The 19,880-nt window shown below is 48.2% G+C and carries 15 protein-coding genes; 8 read left to right on the top strand and 7 right to left on the bottom strand.

From position 1 onward, the window contains the following. Positions 1-54: 54 nt before the first annotated feature. Together ACKPVM_RS16940 and ACKPVM_RS16935 are read right to left on the bottom strand one after the other, a co-directional pair. Positions 55-675, bottom strand: coding sequence for a hypothetical protein (locus ACKPVM_RS16940; RefSeq protein ID WP_409310873.1), 621 nt, complete (start codon positions 673-675; stop codon positions 55-57). 220 nt (positions 676-895) lie between these two features. After that, positions 896-2,062 (bottom strand): iron-containing alcohol dehydrogenase, encoded by a 1,167-nt coding sequence (locus tag ACKPVM_RS16935; RefSeq protein ID WP_409310871.1) that lies wholly within the window; start codon positions 2,060-2,062, stop codon positions 896-898. Positions 2,063-2,652: 590 nt separating this feature from the next. On the opposite strand from ACKPVM_RS16935, the gene sapA reads away from it, so the two are divergent. The 7 genes from sapA (at position 2,653) to fabI (ending at position 9,423) form a co-directional block, all read left to right on the top strand. After that, the gene (sapA, locus tag ACKPVM_RS16930; RefSeq protein WP_409310869.1) at positions 2,653-4,362 is read left to right on the top strand and encodes an ABC transporter substrate-binding protein SapA; all 1,710 of its coding nucleotides are present in this window, start codon (positions 2,653-2,655) and stop codon (positions 4,360-4,362) included. Beyond that, a complete protein-coding gene (gene sapB, locus ACKPVM_RS16925; RefSeq protein ID WP_409310867.1) occupies positions 4,359-5,324 on the top strand; it encodes a putrescine export ABC transporter permease SapB in 966 nt (321 codons plus the stop codon). The genes sapA and sapB overlap by 4 nt, the downstream gene beginning before the upstream one ends. Then, a complete protein-coding gene (gene sapC, locus ACKPVM_RS16920) occupies positions 5,311-6,201 on the top strand; it encodes a putrescine export ABC transporter permease SapC (RefSeq protein WP_409310865.1) in 891 nt (296 codons plus the stop codon). Before sapB ends, sapC begins: the two co-directional genes overlap by 14 nt. 16 nt (positions 6,202-6,217) lie before the next feature. Continuing rightward, complete coding sequence (gene sapD / locus ACKPVM_RS16915) at positions 6,218-7,210, top strand: putrescine export ABC transporter ATP-binding protein SapD (protein ID WP_409310864.1); 993 nt, start codon at positions 6,218-6,220, stop codon at positions 7,208-7,210. After that, entirely contained in the window at positions 7,210-8,025 is an 816-nt protein-coding gene (gene sapF / locus ACKPVM_RS16910; protein ID WP_409310862.1) for a putrescine export ABC transporter ATP-binding protein SapF, read from the top strand. Before sapD ends, sapF begins: the two co-directional genes overlap by 1 nt. Before the next feature lie 107 nt (positions 8,026-8,132). Further along, complete coding sequence (locus ACKPVM_RS16905; RefSeq protein ID WP_409310860.1) at positions 8,133-8,465, top strand: hypothetical protein; 333 nt, start codon at positions 8,133-8,135, stop codon at positions 8,463-8,465. A 169-nt stretch (positions 8,466-8,634) separates the two neighbouring features. Then, on the top strand, positions 8,635-9,423 hold the full coding sequence (gene fabI / locus ACKPVM_RS16900; RefSeq protein WP_409310858.1) for an enoyl-ACP reductase FabI: 789 nt from the start codon (positions 8,635-8,637) through the stop codon (positions 9,421-9,423). A gap of 55 nt (positions 9,424-9,478) precedes the next feature. On the opposite strand, the gene ACKPVM_RS16895 is transcribed toward fabI, so the two are convergent. The 4 genes from ACKPVM_RS16895 to ACKPVM_RS16880 form a co-directional block, all read right to left on the bottom strand. Continuing rightward, complete coding sequence (locus ACKPVM_RS16895) at positions 9,479-10,480, bottom strand: FAD:protein FMN transferase (RefSeq protein ID WP_409310856.1); 1,002 nt, start codon at positions 10,478-10,480, stop codon at positions 9,479-9,481. Positions 10,481-10,567: 87 nt separating this feature from the next. Next, on the bottom strand, positions 10,568-13,402 hold the full coding sequence (locus ACKPVM_RS16890) for a flavocytochrome c (protein ID WP_409310919.1): 2,835 nt from the start codon (positions 13,400-13,402) through the stop codon (positions 10,568-10,570). Positions 13,403-13,865: 463 nt separating this feature from the next. Beyond that, positions 13,866-16,229 (bottom strand): glycoside hydrolase family 31 protein, encoded by a 2,364-nt coding sequence (locus ACKPVM_RS16885; RefSeq protein ID WP_409310855.1) that lies wholly within the window; start codon positions 16,227-16,229, stop codon positions 13,866-13,868. Between the two features lie 39 nt (positions 16,230-16,268). Beyond that, positions 16,269-17,576 carry an MFS transporter gene (locus tag ACKPVM_RS16880; RefSeq protein WP_409310853.1) on the bottom strand — a complete coding sequence of 436 codons (1,308 nt, stop codon included), beginning with the start codon at positions 17,574-17,576 and terminating at the stop codon, positions 16,269-16,271. 319 nt (positions 17,577-17,895) lie between these two features. Between ACKPVM_RS16880 and ACKPVM_RS16875 the strand changes: the two genes are divergently transcribed. Further along, complete coding sequence (locus ACKPVM_RS16875; protein ID WP_409310851.1) at positions 17,896-18,966, top strand: LacI family DNA-binding transcriptional regulator; 1,071 nt, start codon at positions 17,896-17,898, stop codon at positions 18,964-18,966. A 3-nt stretch (positions 18,967-18,969) separates the two neighbouring features. Here the strand turns inward: ACKPVM_RS16875 and ACKPVM_RS16870 are convergent, their stop codons facing one another. Further along, positions 18,970-19,872, bottom strand: a complete 903-nt coding sequence (locus ACKPVM_RS16870; protein ID WP_409310849.1) for a LysR family transcriptional regulator — start codon at positions 19,870-19,872, stop codon at positions 18,970-18,972. Positions 19,873-19,880: the final 8 nt, after the last annotated feature.

Here is a 19,880-nt window from a genome sequence, read left to right as displayed (position 1 = left end):
CACACAACCAAATGTATTATCAGCCCCTGCTCCCGTTGGTTTTTTTAATGGTTATCAGGCATACCGCTGTACAAAATCTTCCCAATGATCGGCAAGTTGGCTAATGCTCTGCAATTCGAAGGATGTCCCCCCCTGATTTCTGATGATCATTTCAAACTGGTCGAGCATATCGGCAAAGCTTTGTGCGCTATCGGCGATCGATAACACTTTATCCATCAGCGCGTTATCCCGATGTTCCACCAGTTTATTAATATAATTATTGATGACGCTAATTGCCTGCGCCCGATACGCTTCAACTAACAAATGATCTTTAATGAACATCAGTTTCTGTTTTTTAGTCGCAATATCAAATAATTGAGTGGTCGCAGTCATATTGGCATGCAACGGACTGGATAAAGCTTCATGCAGTGCGTCTGTAAGCGCCGCGGTGGAATATTTTGCCTTTTCTTTCGTTAGCGTGAAAAACCAGGAAAAGTCGTATGTCTCAGCATCATCGGATGTAAGCGACGCCATCAAATGTGAAGCCGATTCAGAATGACCTTTATGGCAAGTATCAGCAAATTTGATGGCTTCAAAGTGGGCAAGCGAAGCATCAACACGCGAGCCATGCGACATTTGAACAGCGTCATCTGTTTGATAGGGTTGTGAAGCGTTATGGGGGGTAATACCGTCCATCAAGAATTGCTCCGTTTTTCAGGTATGAGTCCTGATCATTAACGGCATAGGCGATGCTACATTCAGTAAAAGATCACAATTGTGGTAAGAAAATGACATTGTCATGATCTATGACAACAATACGAACGAAAAACCCTCCTTTTTCTCATGCTGATTCACTATCTGGCCCATCCATGGGCCTCGTCCGTAACAGGAACAATACTGAAAGGTCGCGCCGAAATTATATCGCCAACGACCCTTCATAGGCCTGACGATACAATTCGATAACTTCTTCTTTCGTCGCCTTACGGGGGTTGGTAAGCTGGCAAACGTCTTTTTTAGCATTTTCAGCCATAACCGCAAAATCTTCCGGTTTAACACCCAGACTCTTCAGATCGCGCGGAATACCAACTTGTTTGCCTAACCGTTGGATAGCACTAATCGCTTTAACTGCGGCGTCATCTGTTGATAAGCCTGCGACATTTTCGCCCATCGCTTCAGCAATATCTCTGAACCGGTTAAGGTTACTCATTAAATTAAAGGATTCGACATAAGGCAGCAGAATCGCGTTACAAACGCCATGAGGTAAATTATAGAAACCACCCAATTGGTGAGCCATCGCATGCACATATCCCAGAGAGGCATTATTAAAGGCGATACCCGCTAAATATTGGGCATAGGCCATATTGTCTCTGGCTTTCATATATTCACCATTTGCGACAGCTTTAGGCAAATATTGCGTAATCATTTTAATGGCTTTTAACGCTGCGGCATCGGTGAGCGGATTTGCCATTGTTGATACATAGGCTTCGATCGCATGCGTTAACGCATCCATCCCCGTTGCAGCAGTCAATGAAGGCGGCATCCCTACCATTAACTCAGGATCGTTAATGGAAATTTGTGGCGTAACGCGCCAATCCACAATTGCCATCTTAACTTTCCGATCGGTATCCGTAATAATACAAAAACGGGTGATTTCGGATGCCGTACCCGCCGTTGTATTAATCGCCATTAACGGAATCATATCATTGTTGGATTTATCGACGCCTTCAAAATCCCTGATATTCCCACCGTTAGAGGCCACCAGGCCAATACCTTTAGCACAATCGTGTGAAGAACCACCACCAAGAGAGACGATCGCGTTACATTCGTTATCATGGTAGGCCTTAATACCATCAGCCACGTTTTTATCGGTTGGGTTAGGTTCGGCACCACCAAAAATATGCGCATCAATTCCGGCTTCTTTATAAATTTTGGCAATCTTCTCTGCCATACCACTTTGCGCAAGGAATTTATCTGTAACGATCAATACTTTTTTAACTTTTAACGTTTTTGCTAACTCACCCGCTTCCTGTACGCTACCTTCACCGAAAACATTTCTTGTCGGTAAGAAATAATAATTTGACATATACCTTCCTCTTATGAATTAGATTTTATACCCGCCATACCTCAAGCCGCATATGAATTAACTGCATGACTCTCATTATTTCGGGAATACATGTGTTATTTAACACATTTAATTGCCAGCATTAATCATGCCACCCAATTACTAAATTTAATATTCCGACTGAATATATTACAGAGATAATTATAACTTTACGAAACTAATAAACTTGTTCAACAAATACAGCAATGCCAATATATTCAGCCACTACAAAGCACGTTATGAAATGATATCTGAAAATAAAAGAATAATTGTGAACCTCATCACGAAATTCAGGGCAATGCGTTGATGCAGTCAGGTCTCAAAAATAACAAATCTCTTTCTCTCTTTATCGTGAGATATCCCCCCGAACCATTCGAGTAGCGAGATAAAACGGTATCATCATGCAGAAACTGCACGACAAATTCGTTGGAAATGAATTTTACCGACCAACGAGAATAGGCCTCTGGTAAGTATACAAACGGTTGGAAAGTCATCAGATGCACACAACACAGTGGGGAGGACGACAAGAGTGCGGTACACTCTGTGTATTGCGCCCTGATTGAAAACACCGTATGTCTGGAAAATACTGCTTCGCACTGGCATTCGTCTGGTTGACGTTACCTGCATTGGCGGCCCCACCGTCTGCGGCGACCGCTTCACCCTCGCCAGCAAAACCACCAATGGCGTCTATCCGTCAAAGTGGTTTTGTTTATTGTGTGAACGATGTGCTGAACACATTCAATCCACAAATGGCTCGCAGCGGCGTGACGATTGATACGCTGGCGGCCCAATTATACGATCGCTTGCTGGACGTCGATCCCTACACCTATCGCCTGATGCCAGAGCTTGCCCAACGTTGGGAAGTTCTGGACAACGGTTCTACCTACCGTTTTTATCTGCGCCACGATGTCCCTTTCCAGACGACTAATTGGTTCACCCCGACCCGCAACATGAACGCCGATGATGTGTTGTTCAGCTTTCAGCGCATGCTGGATGAGAAACATCCCTATCACGATATTAACGGCGGCGATTATCCCTATTTCGACAGCCTACAGTTTGCCGACTCCGTGCAAAGCATCCGTAAACTGGGTGAATATGTGGTAGAAATTCGGCTTCATAGCCCAGACGCTTCGTTCTTATGGCATCTGGCGACGCACTATGCTCCGATTCTTTCCGCCGAGTACGCCGAAAAGCTGACGCAAGATGATAAACAAGAGTTAATCGATCGAGAGCCTGTTGGGAGCGGCCCTTATAGACTGAATGAATACCGCAACGGACAACATATTCGTTTAACCCGCAATGAAAAATACTGGCGTGGGCAACCGCGAATGTCACAGGTGGTAGTCGACTTGGGATCCGGTGGCACAGGGCGTTTATCTAAACTCCTCACTGGCGAATGTGACGTACTGGCTTATCCTGCCGCCAGCCAGTTAACTATTTTGCGTAACGATCCCCGCTTGCGTCTCTCGCTGCGTCCGGGCATGAATGTCGCCTATCTTGCCTTTAATGTCCGGAAACCTCCGTTAGATAATCGCCAGATGCGTGAAGCGATTGCACTGGCCATTAACAATGACCGACTGATGCAATCCATTTATTACGGTACGGCAGAAACGGCCGCTTCTATCCTGCCACGAGCCTCCTGGGCATATGACAACGAGTCACAGATCACCGAATACAACCCGGAAAAATCTCGTCGGTTGTTGCAGGAATTGGGCATGACTAATCTTAGTCTGCGCCTGTGGGTCCCCAGCGCTTCACAATCTTACAACCCCAGTCCGCTAAAAACCGCCGAGCTAATTCAGGCCGATCTGGCGCAAGTCGGGATACAGGTCACGATAGTGCCAGTTGAAGGCCGTTTTCAGGAAGCAAGGTTGATGGAACAGAGCCACGATTTGACACTGGCTGGCTGGGCAACCGACAGCAATGATCCGGACAGTTTTTTCCGTCCATTATTAAGCTGCGCGGCGATTCGTTCGCAAACCAATTATGCTCATTGGTGCGACCCAACATTTGATGGCGTATTACAAAATGCCCTGTCTTCACAGCAGTTGTCAAAGCGCATCGAATATTACCAGCAAGCGCAAAGAATTCTGGCGGAGCAACTTCCTGTATTGCCCCTCGCCTCCTCTCTGCGTTTATTGGCCTATCGTTATGACATGAAAGGTCTGGTACTTAGCCCGTTTGGCAACGCCTCTTTTGCGGGCGTGTTCCGAGAATCACCGCATCCCACGCAACCAACCGCCCCTTCTTCACCGGACAACGTTGAAGGAGAACAACCGTGATTATCTTTACCCTGCGTCGCTTACTGTTACTGTTGGTCACGCTATTCATGCTCACGCTGGTCGGATTCAGTCTGAGTTACTACACGCCCAGTGCGCCACTCAGCGGAGCTGGATTGTTTGACGCGTACCAGTTTTACCTTTCCAGCCTGCTACAGGCCGACTTTGGTCGTTCCAGTATCAATGGGCAGGCCATCAGCGAACAGTTAAAAGACGTACTCCCTGCGACGATAGAGCTCTGCATACTGGCGTTTGCCTTTTCATTGATGGTGGGTATCCCATTGGGTATTACTGCGGGCATGATGCAGAATCGCGGACCGGATATCGTCATCAGTACACTGGCGCTTGTCGGGTTTTCGCTCCCTGTATTCTGGCTAGCACTGCTATTGACGCTGTTTTTCTCTCTTTATCTCGGCTGGTTGCCCGTCTCCGGTCGTTTTGATCTGCTCTATCAGGTGGAATCCATTACTGGTTTTGCGTTGATTGACGCCTGGTTATCTGACTCACCGTATCGTGACGAAATGATAGTCAGTGCAATTCGTCATTTGATATTGCCCATTACCGTACTGGCTGTCGGACCAACCACCGAAGTAATCCGCCTGATGCGCATCAGCACCACCGATATCATTGGTAAAAACTATATCAAAGCAGCCGCCACTCGTGGTTTATCAAAGCTGACCATCATCCACCGGCATGTGCTACATAACGCGCTACCGCCCATTATCCCTAAACTGGGATTACAGTTCTCCACCATGCTGACGTTGGCTATTATTACCGAAGTCGTGTTTAGCTGGCCGGGGTTAGGACGCTGGCTAGTCAATGCCATCCGCCAACAGGATTATGCCGCAATTTCAGCTGGCGTCATGGTTGTTGGCGCCATGGTGATCACGGTTAACGTGCTGTCTGATATTTGGGGAGCCATGACAAACCCGCTGAAACATAAGGAATGGTATGCCCTTCGATAATGTTTACAGCGAAAAACGCCTACCCAGCCGTCTGGGGGATACCTGGCGGGTTTTTCATCATGATATGTTGGCGATGATCGGCTTTTATAGCTTCCTCATCCTGATTGGGCTGTGCCTGTTTGGCAAGTGGCTGACGCCCTATGAGGTAGACCAACAATTTTTAGGGTATCAGTTATTACCGCCGTCCTGGTCACACTATGGTGACATCGCCTTTTTCCTGGGGACAGACGATCTGGGGCGCGACCAATTGAGCCGTCTTCTTAGTGGTGCGGCACCTACGGTAGGGTCAGCGTTGATTGTCACCTACGCAGCGGCGTTCTTTGGCATCGTGTTAGGGGTAATCGCTGGCGTCACTCATGGGCTGCGCTCCGCGATGCTCAATCACATTCTGGATACCTTACTGTCCATCCCATCGTTGCTATTGGCGATTGTGGTCATTGCGTTCATCGGTCCGAAGCTTGAGCATGCGATGCTGGCTGTTTGGTTAGCGCTATTACCGCGTATGGTGCGAACCATTTACAGTGCCGTGCATGAGGAGATGAACAAAGAATATGTTATCGCCGCCCGGCTTGACGGCGCTTCAACCCGCTATATTGTCTGGTATGTCGTCCTGCCCAATATCGCTGCGCTGTTAGTTTCGGAATTTACCCGTGCCTTATCCATCGCGATTTTAGATATTGCCGGGTTAGGTTTTCTTGATCTGGGCGCACAGTTGCCGACGACGGAATGGGGAGCGATGCTTGGCAATTCGCTGGAACTGGTTTATGCCGCTCCCTGGACCGTCATGTTGCCCGGTGCCGCCATTGCTTTAAGCGTATTGATCGTTAACCTGCTTGGCGATGGCATTCGCCGTGCCTTGATTGCAGAAACGGAATAATGGTGGAGACGAGATAATGCCACTACTTGATATTCGGAATCTGACCATTGAGTTTCTGACCTCAGATGGGGCGGTTAAAGCCGTTGACCGCGTCAGTATGACGCTGAATGAGGGCGAAATACGTGGTCTGGTCGGCGAGTCTGGTTCAGGGAAAAGCCTGATTGCCAAAGCTATCTGCGGAATCACTAAAGATAACTGGCGGGTAACGGCAGATCGCTTCCGTTTCGATGATATCGACCTGCTACAACTGTCGCCGCGCCAACGCCGCAAGTTGGTTGGGCACAATGTCTCCATGATTTTTCAGGAGCCACAATCTTGTCTTGATCCGTCAGAAAGCATCGGACGCCAGTTAGTGCAAGCCATTCCCGGCTGGACCTACAAGGGCCGGTGGTGGCAACGATTTAACTGGCGTAAACGCCGCGCTATCGAGCTATTGCACCGCGTCGGTATCAAAGATCATAAAGACATCATGAGAAGTTATCCCTATGAACTCAGCGATGGGGAATGCCAGAAAGTCATGATTGCCATCGCACTGGCGAACCAACCGCGTCTGTTGATTGCCGATGAACCGACAAACTCGATGGAATCCACCACGCAGGCCCAGATTTTCCGTCTATTGTCACGCCTGAACCAAAATAACAACACGACCATTTTACTGATCAGCCATGATTTACAAACCATGAGCAAATGGGCAGACAGAATCAATGTGCTTTACTGCGGTCAGACGGTGGAAAGCGCCCCCAGTGAAGACTTGATCACTGCGCCGCATCATCCTTATACTCAGGCACTCATTCGGGCAATGCCGGATTTTGGGCGTTCATTACCCCATAAAAGCCGTCTGAATACGCTGACGGGCGCGATTCCTTCGCTGGAACATTTACCGGTGGGCTGTCGCCTGGGGCCCCGTTGTCCCTATTCGCAAAAACAATGTATGCAAACGCCGAGACTGCTTTCAGCAAAAAACCATTGGTATGCCTGCCACTTTCCACTCAACATGGAGGAATCCTGATGGTTGAAACCTTGCTGGAAGCCCGTAATCTGACGAAAACATTTCGCTACCGCACGGGGTTATTTCGTCGGCAACATGTTGAGGCGGTAAAATCGGTCAGTTTTACCTTACGTGAACGCCAAACATTGGCGATCATTGGCGAAAACGGATCGGGTAAATCCACGTTAGCAAAAATGCTATCCGGTATGATCGCGCCAACATCGGGCGAACTGCTGATCGATGATTACCCGCTACACTACGGCGACTATCGCTATCGCAGTCAGCGTATTCGCATGATCTTTCAGGATGCAGGCAACGCATTAAACCCGCGCCAACGTATCGGACAGTTGTTAGATGTACCGCTAAAACTCAATACCGAACTGGATGCACAAGCTCGTGAAAAAGCCATTAATCAGGCGCTACAACAGGTCGGGCTACGCCCCGACCACGCCTACTACTATCCACACGCGCTGGCGCCCGGTCAGAAACAGCGTGTCGGTCTGGCCCGTGCGCTGATCCTGCAACCTAAAGTCATTGTTGCGGATGAGGCGCTGGCCGCACTGGATATGTCGATGCGGTCACAAATCATCAATCTGATGCTGGAACTCCAAGAACAGCACGGTATTTCCTATATTTATGTCACCCAGCATTTAGGCATGATGAAGCATATCAGCGATCAAATTCTGGTAATGCATGCAGGAGAAGTGGTTGAGCGCGGTAGTACTGCCGAGGTGCTTGCCGCCCCACTGCACGATCTGACCAAACGACTGATTGCCAGCCATTTCGGTGAGGCGCTAAGCGCCGATGCCTGGCGACAGGACGGTGTGCAGTTTTAACACGTCTTTCAGATTAATCAGATGGACCGCTCTCAGCCTTTATCCGATAAGAAGTGCTGAAAATCGTGTTGATAATCGTTGGCATGGATAGATAAAAGGATATCGTCATGAAGCCATCAACTTTTCTTTCCGCTTTAGCAATCATGGTCACCATTCAAGGTTGCACACCACGCGATCCCTGGTACGCTCGGTGGAATGACAATTGCCCCAAACCCACGCCATCACAGTTGCAAAAAGGGGGAATGCTGAAGTTGCAAGACGGTATCACCAAGCAATGTCAGCTCAAAAGATACACCAGCATGATGGCATGTTCAGACCCGATCGTTGATTCAGATGGAACCGACTCTTTAATCTGTAACAATGGCTCAGCGACGATGTTATTCGGCTTTGATGAAAATGGAACACTAATAAGACATTCCACCCACCGTAAAGAAAAATAAGTGACCATGACTACGGGCTGGCGCGACTTTGGGCTCACAATAGACTGCTCGGAGTACCCCGCCCGCGTCAGGCATGGTAGAATCGCCCGGTTTATTCATCTCGATCATCACTAACTGCTTATTTTAATTATTGATGATCGCAGCAACAACGATCACAAGGATTACTGCTATGGGTTTTCTTACCGGTAAGCGCATTCTGGTCACTGGCGTTGCCAGTAACCGTTCTATTGCATTCGGTATCGCACAGGCGATGCACCGCGAAGGGGCTGAACTGGCGTTCACGTATCAGAACGATAAGCTGAAATCTCGCGTTGAAGGTTTTGCCAGCGAACTGGGCTCCAGCATCGTTCTGCCGTGTGATGTCGCTGAAGATGCCAGCATTGACGCTTTGTTTGTTGAACTGGCTAAAGTATGGCCAAACTTCGATGGTTTCGTACACTCTATCGCCTATGCACCAGGCGATCAGTTGGATGGCGACTACGTTGATGCTGTTACCCGTGAAGGTTTCAGTATTTCTCACGACATCAGCTCTTACAGTTTCGTGGCGATGGCAAAAGCCTGCCGTAAAATGCTGAATCCGAATTCTGCGCTGGTCACGCTGTCCTATCTGGGCGCAGAGCGTGCCATCCCGAACTACAACGTGATGGGGTTGGCGAAAGCGTCTCTGGAAGCAAACGTCCGTTATATGGCAAATGCCATGGGTGCTCAAGGTGTTCGTGTTAACGCGATTTCTGCCGGCCCCATCCGCACATTGGCTGCGTCTGGCATCAAAAACTTCAAGAAAATGCTGTCTCATTGCGAAGCGGTAACGCCAATCCGTCGCGTAGTCACGATTGAAGATGTCGGCAACACGGCTGCATTCCTGTGTTCCAATTTGGCTGCCGGTATCTCTGGTGAAATATTGCACGTCGATGGCGGTTTCAACATCGCGGCAATGAACGAGCTGGAACTGGATTAATCTTTAATCTTGCTATTTCAGAATACGACTTGTGCCCCACACTGTTGGGGCATTTTTATTTCCCCACCTTTCCACCCGTTTGATCACCGTTAATCCTATACTCCAGCGAATACGCCTCGTTCAGCAATTTAAATTCGACATGATACGGAGAAGAAATAACGATCTTTTTATCTCGGGTAACGAAGATCGCGCTAAGGTCCGGACGGGTGTGCAAATAGGCTATTCCAGCGTCCACACCCATGCCGTAAAGCAAAGTAGTATAAATATCACCATCAATAGAGTGATCTGAAATAACGGTCACGCTGTATAAGTCATTATCCAGTGGATAACCTGTTTCAGGATTTAAAATATGGTGATAAACCTGCCCATTGACGGTAAAAAAACGCTCGTAAATGCCCGATGTGACCACCGATTTATTAACGACGCTGATCACCCCCAGCAAGTCATCTCTTGCCGAAAAGGGCTTTTGCAGCCCCACACTCCAAGCGCCTTGCGTTAATGACCGACCAATGGCAAAAACATTCCCTCCCAGATTGATGAGTGCGTCATAAATACCCTGTTGATACAGTAACGCCCTGATGAGATCGGCAATATATCCTTTCGCGATTGCCCCTAAATCAATTTCCATCCCTGCGCTTTCCAGAAAAACGCTGTTATCGTCCTCATTAAGAATAATGCGGAGTGGATCGGTCAACGCCAGCGCCTGAATGATTTTATCCGCATCGGGGATAGCGTGACCGCTAAAACCGATTTTCCACAGCTTCACCAGTGGGCCAATCGCCACATTAAAACAGCTGTTCTTTAACAGGCTGGCGGCCTTAGCCTGTTTAATTAGGCTGAAAACGACAGGACTCACCTTCACCGCCATCTTGCCCGCCGCATGATTAATACTCATGACTTCAGACTGAGCACGATTGACCGTCAGACGATCTTCAAGCTGCTTAATCGCGAGAAATATCTGCTTCACCCGTGTTTCATCGTGAACAAAGGTTTTCAGTAGGATTGGGCTTCCCATCAGTTGGGCAGTATAGGAATAGATGTGGCCTTCAGATTTCATGATATTTAGGCGCTATTCGCGCCTTCACACTCTCAACGATCGGGAAAAAATCCCCGCTAACTACCGCGGGGATAACGATTTGAGCGATTATGACGCGGCCTTCAGCCTCACGGTTTTCTCTTCGAAATCCACCTGTGCCACATTATTTACTGACGTTGCATAAGCCGCAGCCTGCAATCCGGCGCGAATCCCAAAAATGATGATATCCGCGACGGCATTACCGCCAATACGGTTTGCACCATGAATCCCCCCCACCACTTCACCGGCGGCATAAACGCCGGGGAGAACCTGCTGACGGTGATCCAGTACGGCAGCATCAGCATTGATCACGACACCCCCCATCGTATGGTGCACGCCGGGCGCAACCTTAATGGCATAAAATGGTGCATGAGCAAGCGGAGAGCGCATACCGGTGGTTCGGCCAAACTCCTCATCATATCCATTGTTAACAAAAACGTTATAGCGGCTGAGCGTCTCTTGCAGAGCCGTCGACGCAATGCCTAATTTGTCCGCCAGTTCGGCAATACTTTCGCCGCAAACGGCTAATCCTTGTGATAGGTATTCTTCAACAGCCCGGTTACGCTCTCTCACTTGCTGATCGAACACGATATAGGCGTATTTTTCCGGCAAATTAACAATGGCGGAAGAAACGTTATCGCGAGTCTCCAACTCATTAAAGAACCGTTCACCAGACTGAGAGACCAGAATAGCCCCTCCGCCGCGAATAGATTCTGAGATCAGATAGGATGTGGTTTGTTCAACCGTGGGGTGCGTCTGAATTTCCCCCATATCGACGGTACTCGCGCCAATATTCTCCAGCAGGCGAATACCGCCACCGGTCGCCCCTTTATGGTTTGTTGTGACAAAACCGTGCAAATCAGGCCGATATTTTACCACCATCGCTTCATTGGCGCTGAATCCTCCTGTCGCGACGATCACCGTTTTCGTTAGAATGATTTTTTCTTCGTTCTCATCATTAATAATACGAACCCCAGTGACTTTGCCATTTTCCTGAAGCACGTCCAGCACCGTAGTATCCAGCATGACATCAATATTTTGCTTATTGACGTTTTTCACTAACCCGCTGACCAAATAACCACCGACCGCTGCGCCGCTCGCGGGACGGTGTGTTCGATCGATACTCATACCGCCAGTCGTGGTGATATCGCTCAGCTCAATGTCGTGTTCAGCAAGCCAATCAATGGCTTCTGCGGCATGTTCCACGAAATATTTTACCAGCTCAGGATTGTTCTTTTGCTTACCGCTTTTTAACGTCTCGCGATAAAACACATCCTGGCTATCCTCAATGCCTTTCCTTTTTTGGAAGACGGTTCCCGCCGCGTTCATCCCCGCCGATGCCTTGATGGTATTCCCCCCGATCACCGGCATTTTTTCGATAATCATCACGCGAGCGCCCGCTTCGCTAGCCTGAATGGCCGCCGCTAGCCCTGCACCACCGCTGCCAATGACGACCACATCAACTTCCGGTTTTTCATCCGGGTTTCCCCCTTCTTCCAGAAAAGCCGCCTTGCAGGATTTTACCATCGCTTTCGTTACCGCTTTTTTAATCGCCTCGCTCTGCATCGTTGCACCAGTTACGGCATCAACATGTGGGCTATTGGTCGCCAGAATTCGACTTTTGATCACGTCAAAGCTAATAAGCAATGATGAATTTTCCCCCGAATCTTCCAACTCAATATTTTTTATCCGATCGGGTTCAAAGCTGACATTCAGCTTTATTTCACCACTTTCATCCTGAATTTTTTCCTGATAAATACCGGCCTTGAATTTCTTCCCGTTTAAACTCACATCCCGAATCATCGCTTCCACCAGGGAAAAACGCCATAACGGTTCAGGGATCGTTAATGCTTCACGTTTATCACTTTCAATATAGAGTTCGATATTGTTGAGTTCGCTAATCCGATCGGTCCAATCCGGATAAGCAATACATGCTCGCCCGACGGCAATAAGATCATAGCCATTTTCCAACGCACTCACAGCATCAGAGCCTGTCACTATTTCCCCTACGCCTATAACGGGTATTTTTTCAAGTTCACTGGAGCGCTGAGCGATATATTTTTTAATCAGCGGCGTTGGGTCACCAATATCGACCAATGATGATCGCAAAATGTTTCCCATTGAGAAATGAACATAATCCAGTCCTTTTTTTGCGAGTTTGTCGAGCAAATATAACGTATCGTCAAAACGAATACCGGGTTCTTCTATTTCTTCTGGTGAGAACCGATAGCCGATAATAAATGAACGATCGGCATACTTATTTACTACTTTATGAGTAATATCCAATACTGCTAAAGGGAACCTTGCCCGATTATCTCGACTTCCTCCCCATTCATCAGTACGTTGATTGGAATTAGGAGAATAGAATTGCTGGATCAAGTAGGTATTGGCACCATGAATTTCAACACCATCGAAACCGGCTTGGATCGCCCGATGGACCGCATCGCCAAACTTCCTGACCATTTCGTTAACGCCTTCAGCGGTCAGTTCGAGGGGCGTTACTGTCCCCGCTCTCGGCGCAGCCAGCGCACTCGGTGCCACCGGTGTTTGCCCACCGATGAAGCGGGGTTCAACCATGCGTCCACCGTGGTAAATCTGCAATATCGCTGTTGAACCTTTCGCTTTTATTGCCGCGGCGATTTTTGCCAGACCGGCGATTTTATCGTCCTTATCAATACCAATCGCACCTGGGAATGCCAACCCTCTGTCGTCAATAAAACAGCATTCCACAATGACAGTTCCAATACTGCCCGCTCGCCGTTCATAATATTCAATTAACTCTTTCGTCACGCTGCCATCAAAGAAACCACTACAGGTCGTCATTGGTGCCATCAACACCCTATTTTTGAGACAAAAGCCATTAGGTAAGGTGAAAGATTTTAACAACTGCGCGTTAATATCCATCATGATGAACTCTCCACTTTAAAATAAAAATTCTTCATAAAATAAAGCACAATAAAGCCATGGTTTTTTCATTGTTTTTTTGGCTAATGTTATTACTTACCGAGTATGTATTTTTTTTAATATATTAATACTTTTTTTTAATATTTTAATCGCCAGATATAATCACAAAAAGTAAGGGATTGAGGTCATATATGATTATAATATTAGCCACTATCATATTTATTAACATCTACGCATCTTATCAAGAAATAAAACCATTATTGATCTTAATTTAATTAACAATAATTGAACATGTGATAAAAAATAGCTTATTGGTACTTATCAAAATAAATACCCCTTTTTAAGGATGGAATAGGCTACACGACAAAGAATAGGTAGAAAAAAAGGAACATCGACGAGGCAAAAAAATCCCCACGGATTAGTGGGGATTAGCGTTTGGATAACAGAGATAACAATTCAGTGATTAACGTTTAAACACATTGGTTCGCTCACCGTTGATATACAACGTACGCTGTTCTCCGGCTGGCAAACGGATCTCAGCCTGATGCCACGCCGGTTGATATTCCCCTTCCGAGGTAAAGCTAACGTCAATACGCTGGCTATCGGCGCGGATTTCCCAACGCAACCACAGCGCATTCCCCTGTTTCCATCCCCACGTTTCACCATCATCCTCAAACAGCAAACCACGATCGACTCCTGGCCCTGCGGGAGGAAAGAGTAAAAACTCGCGGCAGTCATCTTCTTTCTGATTAACGTATGCCGTTCGTCCAGACAGTGGAAGCATCGCTCCCGCACGAACCAACAGCGGCAAGCGTTCCAACGGGGCATCTAGAGTGATCGTTTGTCCGCCCATAAACCACTGGCCGGAATAAAAATCATACCAACCTGATTCATTGGCTGGCAGGTAGACAGACCGTTGACGCTGCTCGGGTTCCACCACGCTGGCCACCAGCACATCGCGTCCCAGCATGAAATCATCGGTTTCTGCAAACGTAGCCGCATCCTGTTCATGGTCAAGGAAGGTCGGACGAATCATCGGCTCGTCATCTGCGCTCGCCTGCCACAATAACGTATAGAAATACGGCAGCATGCGATAGCGAAGTGCAATCGCACTACGAATAGCCGACGTCACGGACGGATACATCCAAGGTTCATTAACCGTATGATCGTCATTCCATGAGTGGATCGTAAAACGAGGATGCATCACACCATTCTGTACCCAACGTACAAACAGCTCTGCGTCGGGCTTATCCCCGGAAAAGCCACCCACATCATGACCGACGTTATACAAACCAGACAGGCTCATACCAACACCCATGCGCGTGTTGTAGCGTAATGTCTGCCAGCTAGTGCGATTATCACCACTCCAGGTTTGTACATAACGCTGCATTCCGGCACAGCCAGAGCGAGAAATCAGATACGGGCGCAGTTCAGGGGCAAAGCGCTGTTGTGCCTCCAGAGAAGCACGCATCATCAGTAACGGCATCAACGGTCGAATGTTTTTGATCGATATCGCTTCACCAAAGCCATGACAACGGGCTTCGCCATCCCAGACTTCATATTCGTTGTTGTCATTCCAGGTGGAATCAATACCTTTTTCCAGCAGTTGACGTGTCACATTCTCCTGCCACCATGCCACCGTTGCCGGGTTGGTGAAATCCAGGTGGGAACCTTCATCATCCCAAAAACTCGAACGTTCCGGCGCATCCGATTCCGAATCACGGATAAAGAGTCCCTGTGTTGCCACTTCATCATATCGCGGGTGATCCTGAAGCAGACAAGGCTTGATATTCGCCGCCAGCTTTAAACCCGCATGATGGAACGCCTGTGACATCACTTCCGGTTGCGGCACCTTGTCGTAGTTCCAGTTAAACACGTAGCGTTTGTTATTAATCGACGTGTAACCAGACGAGAGCTGGAATGAATCACATGGAATATCGTGTTCACGACATAACGCGATAAATTTAATGAGCTGCTGCTGCGCATCGGGGGCATCGGTGTAATGCATCGTAGAACCGCTATACCCCAGGCTCCACTTCGGCCCGAACAGCGTTTTACCCGTCAGACGTACAAAGGATTTGGTGACATCCAATACGCGCGGTCCGATAAACAGGTAGTAATCCAGATCGCCAGCCTCTGCCTGATAGCGACGATAAGACTGGTGGTAGTTATCGATTTCATTACCCAGATCGACCCACGTGCTGCTCAGGTTGTCATAGAACAGCCCGAAACTCACGTCTTCCCGCCGGGTAATGGTGAATGGAATATGTTTGTACAGAGGATCGGTTTCCGCCGCGTTATAGCCCATGGCATCCAGATTGCGAAATTCAAAACGCCGCCCTGTGCGCTCCAGGTTGCCGGCTTTCTCCCCTAAACCATAATAACGTTCTTGTGGAAAACGACGCTGATAGTGCGCCACACCATCACCGTGTTGGTTAAGTAGGTAGGCGCTGGTGGCACGATCGGCGGCCAGCAGTTGCCACTCACCTTGCGCATCAAAATATTCCCACGACAGCCACAACGGTTGGTGGATCGTCACCCGCAGGCGATCGGTGCTAACACGCAAACCGCCCTCATACTCTTCCAGCAAGAACCCTGGCAGGCTGAAGCCTTCACTGCTTTCCCTGTTCCGCCCCGTCCAGGGGACATCCTGCTGCGGCGCGATGCTCCAGGTTCGTTTGAGCTGTAGCTCATCATTCTGTTTGATCAATACACGGGCCAATCCTTGCTCTAAAATGTAGAGCCGAAAAGTGTGTTTATCATCAACCAGCAGTTCAACATACTCGGGGGTTTGATGGCGAAATACCCAATTTTTTAGCGTTTTCATACAGCGTCCTTTTCAGGAAATGATTAAGCAAAAAAGAAATTACAGTGACCGCGTTTTTTGACGACGCTCAGCAATAAAAGCAATAAGGAAAACCGCACCGATAAGATCGAAGAATCCCATCGCCACAAAGAGCGGGTTAAAACCAATTTTGTCGGCGGTAACGCCAATCAATAGGGAAAACAGGAAACTGGCGATCCAGGCGAAAGAGCCACGCATACCATTCACTGTCGCCATCTGACCTTTATCAAACGATTCCACAACCAACGCACTGAGCATGCAGGAAATAACCTGATGACCGAATCCGCCAATAGAAATCAATAAGATAGCCATCCAGGGATCGCGAGTAATCGCGACCAATGCCAGCGATAACATGAGAAACGCACCGGTTACTGAACTGGCAACGATAGAGTTGACGCGAGAACATCCAAACAGACGCACATATAAACGAGTCAGATAACCACTCGCCACACTCCCCAAATCGGCAGCCAAAAACGGCAGCCAGGCAAACATGGCAATTTGTTTGAGATCCATACCACGTTCATTCGCCAGGTAGAGCGGTACCCAGAAACTCAGCACAGCCCAGGCGGGTTCAGCCATAAATGCCGGAATGGCAATACCGTAGAACCGCTTATTTTTCGATACGGTTTTCAGCGCGGTGAAGAACGGCAGTTTAACCGGTGGGAGTTCATTATCCTGACGAATGAAATCCAGCTCATCACGGCTCAAATTGGGGTGATTTTCCGGGTTGTGGTAAAACAACCACCAAAGAATAACCCACAGCATGGCCAACGCACCGGTGAACATAAATGCCCCTTGCCAGCCAAAATTGACATGGGCAATCACGATAATAGGCGGAGCCAGCATCGCACCGACGGAAAAGCCGACACCAGCCCAACCCGCCGCAACCGGACGTTCTTTCTTAGGAAACCACTCACCCAGCGTTTTGGCATTTGCGGGGGTGGCGGCGGCTTCAGAGGCCCCCATAAAGAAGCGTAAGATCGCCAAATGAATCCAGCTTCCGGCACCGGCGTGCAACATACACATTGCCGCCCAGATAACCGCACAGACAAGGAACCCGACCTTTAGGCCAATGACATCAATCAGCCAACCACACAATGGCTGAAAAATCGTGTAGGCCAATTGAAATGCGCCAACGATCCATGAGTACTGCTCTGTGGTAATACCCAGACTGCTTTTTAGTTCAGGCGCGAGTATGCCCAGTGAGTTGCGGGTGATGTAGTTGACGGTCACCCCCAGTAAAAACAGCGCCAGTATCCACCAACGCAAATTTTTAAGTTTTCGCTTTCCCTTTGTTGCAATCGGTGTCTGATTAATATCGAGACTCATTATGAACTTCCTCGCCGAGATAAGGTTATATTGGTCTGATATGTTGATAGGGTTTTAACAATTTACCCTCTTAGAGACATATCATCTTTTTATCTATCTGTATTTTAAGAATTTAAAATAAATATCGGTTTTATTACTCATAAAAATTGGTTTACCAAAATGAGACTAGAACAATTAAAAACGTCACAACACTCACTTTTTTGCAAAAATTTTCATGGTAAGCTCATAATTAAATCGAATGGCGGTGCTGATATAGCTAAAATGCCAACTTATCAGCCGTGAAAATTTTGTCATTTTATAAGTTGAACAAGATCACAAAATGAAAAGAAACCTGAAAATACGTGAAATTTCGGCCCAGACTGGATTCTCGATCAGCACGGTATCACGCGTCTTGTCGGGGAAATCCAATACCAGCGATATGGCAAAATCACAAATTCTTACTGCGGCTCGCCAATATGGCGTATTGAATGATTTAGCGACCGGTCGCCTGCTGTTAAACAGCCTTATCGTCTTCGCACCACAGCGTGCTTTTGACATCCGGTCTGACATCTTTTATCACAAGGTCATACAAAGTATTATTGATGCGCTGGCACCTCATGAAGTGCGTGTGCGCTATTGTGGTTTGGATGAAAACAATAGCGATGTGCCACTTTTTCTGGAGAAAATGAGCGATCCAGAGACAGAAGCGGCCATGCTAATCGGTATTGATGATCCCTATATTCACGCGTTGGCTGCTGATATTGGCAAGCCTTGCATCCTGATAAATTGTCTCGACCAAAAGATGAGATTATCTGGCGTCGCGCCAGCGCATCGATTAATCGGGGAATTCTCCCTGAACTACCTGTTTGAACAGGGACATCGCGACATTCTTACCCTACTCTGCTTGCGCCGCTATACGATGGAATCCCGTCTGGCAGGCATTCGTGACGCGTACCAGAATCATAATTTATCGTTTTCCGACCAACATAATCTGCTGATGCTGAGAAATTTCAGCACGGCAGAAACCGAAGAGAAAATGGCGACATTTCTGGCACAATGTCCGCCGGAACAAAGGCCGACGGCGATTCTTGCTGGTGGGGATTTTATTGCCGTTGGCGCGGTCAATGCGCTCAGTCAGGCAGGCTTACGAGTTCCACAGGATATTTCAGTCATGAGTATGGACGGTTTTAATCTGGCTGCCATTCATGATATTCCATTAACGTCGGTACTCGTTCCCCGGGAGGCGCTAGGTGAAGAAGCCGTCCGCCTACTACAGCGTCAGTTAATGCAGCCCGACGCGCCCATAGGCAACCTGCTACTAAACGGGCAACTGGTTACTCGCGATTCCGTGCGACGGCTCCGCCCCAGTAAAACCCATGCCCCTGTGCAGGACGATCATCTCTACGACTAACCATTATTGTGTTCGAACAAGCCACGCTTGCGCTGCGGCAAAAAAATTCTGCGCCAGCGGCGTCGCTCGCCCAACCTGCGCCACCACAATGGCTGCCCGCCGTTGCATGGCGGGCAACGTAATCGGCCGCATACTCAATGCTGGCGTCATCTCGGGGATCAGGCTACCTCGCGGGACGATACCACACCCCAGGCCGACAAAAACACTTTGCAACAATTGCAGGATCGAACTGCTTTCCACCTTGACCCATAACGACACACCGGTACCCCGGAAATGGCTATCCAGATAACGACGGAAATAACGGCTCGGCTCAGCCAGACACAGCGGGAGGTTAACGATGTCATGTAAACCCAGAGGCGTATCGCCAACCATTTGCGGAAAATGCTGGGGATGAAAGATCAGGTCAACACCTTGCTCCATCAATGGAACGGCCTGAAAGTGTAGTTCCTGTAACGTCGAGAGTTCGAAAAAACCGATACCAACATCAACAGAATGTGCGTTTAACGCTTCCAGCAATTGATCAGCGCTAAACAAGGATATTTGAAAATCCAACTGCGGGTAATGCTCATTCACTGCCGCCAGTAAACAGGATAACGCCATACTACTTTGAGGTACCGTGCCGATACGCAGTATGCCACTTACGCCACGTTTTAATGAAGCCACTTCCAGCTTTAGTCCTTGATAGACGGAGACAATTTCCCGAGCCCAGGCCAAAACCCGTTCCCCCTCCGCCGTAAAGCCTTCAAAATTATTCCCCCGATTAATCAATGCCAAATCCAATTCACGTTCCAGATTTTTTAACCGCATTGAAAGCGTCGGCTGGCTAACGAAACTGGCTTCGGCAGCCCGACCAAAATGGCGTTCCTTCTCCAAATTGCACAGATAAATGAGCTGTTTTATATCCATCGCGGTGG

The sequence above is a fragment of the Pectobacterium hainanensis genome (assembly GCF_046237015.1).
GTDB lineage: Bacteria > Pseudomonadota > Gammaproteobacteria > Enterobacterales > Enterobacteriaceae > JBJYIN01.
This window is presented reverse-complemented; position numbering and strand designations above follow the sequence as displayed.

Excerpts from the sequence above, each read along its gene's own strand:
- ACKPVM_RS16905 (WP_409310860.1), top strand. The coding sequence starts at position 8,133 with ATGAAGCCATCAACTTTTCTTTCCGCTTTAGCAATCATGGTCACCATT.
- ACKPVM_RS16870 (WP_409310849.1), bottom strand. The coding sequence starts at position 19,872 with ATGGATATAAAACAGCTCATTTATCTGTGCAATTTGGAGAAGGAACGC.
- sapF (WP_409310862.1), top strand. The coding sequence starts at position 7,210 with ATGGTTGAAACCTTGCTGGAAGCCCGTAATCTGACGAAAACATTTCGC.
- sapD (WP_409310864.1), top strand. The coding sequence starts at position 6,218 with ATGCCACTACTTGATATTCGGAATCTGACCATTGAGTTTCTGACCTCA.
- ACKPVM_RS16880 (WP_409310853.1), bottom strand. The coding sequence starts at position 17,576 with ATGAGTCTCGATATTAATCAGACACCGATTGCAACAAAGGGAAAGCGA.
- ACKPVM_RS16885 (WP_409310855.1), bottom strand. The coding sequence starts at position 16,229 with ATGAAAACGCTAAAAAATTGGGTATTTCGCCATCAAACCCCCGAGTAT.
- ACKPVM_RS16940 (WP_409310873.1), bottom strand. The coding sequence starts at position 675 with ATGGACGGTATTACCCCCCATAACGCTTCACAACCCTATCAAACAGAT.
- ACKPVM_RS16890 (WP_409310919.1), bottom strand. The coding sequence starts at position 13,402 with ATGGATATTAACGCGCAGTTGTTAAAATCTTTCACCTTACCTAATGGC.
- sapA (WP_409310869.1), top strand. The coding sequence starts at position 2,653 with ATGTCTGGAAAATACTGCTTCGCACTGGCATTCGTCTGGTTGACGTTA.
- sapC (WP_409310865.1), top strand. The coding sequence starts at position 5,311 with ATGCCCTTCGATAATGTTTACAGCGAAAAACGCCTACCCAGCCGTCTG.
- ACKPVM_RS16875 (WP_409310851.1), top strand. The coding sequence starts at position 17,896 with ATGAAAAGAAACCTGAAAATACGTGAAATTTCGGCCCAGACTGGATTC.
- ACKPVM_RS16935 (WP_409310871.1), bottom strand. The coding sequence starts at position 2,062 with ATGTCAAATTATTATTTCTTACCGACAAGAAATGTTTTCGGTGAAGGT.
- ACKPVM_RS16895 (WP_409310856.1), bottom strand. The coding sequence starts at position 10,480 with ATGAAATCTGAAGGCCACATCTATTCCTATACTGCCCAACTGATGGGA.
- fabI (WP_409310858.1), top strand. The coding sequence starts at position 8,635 with ATGGGTTTTCTTACCGGTAAGCGCATTCTGGTCACTGGCGTTGCCAGT.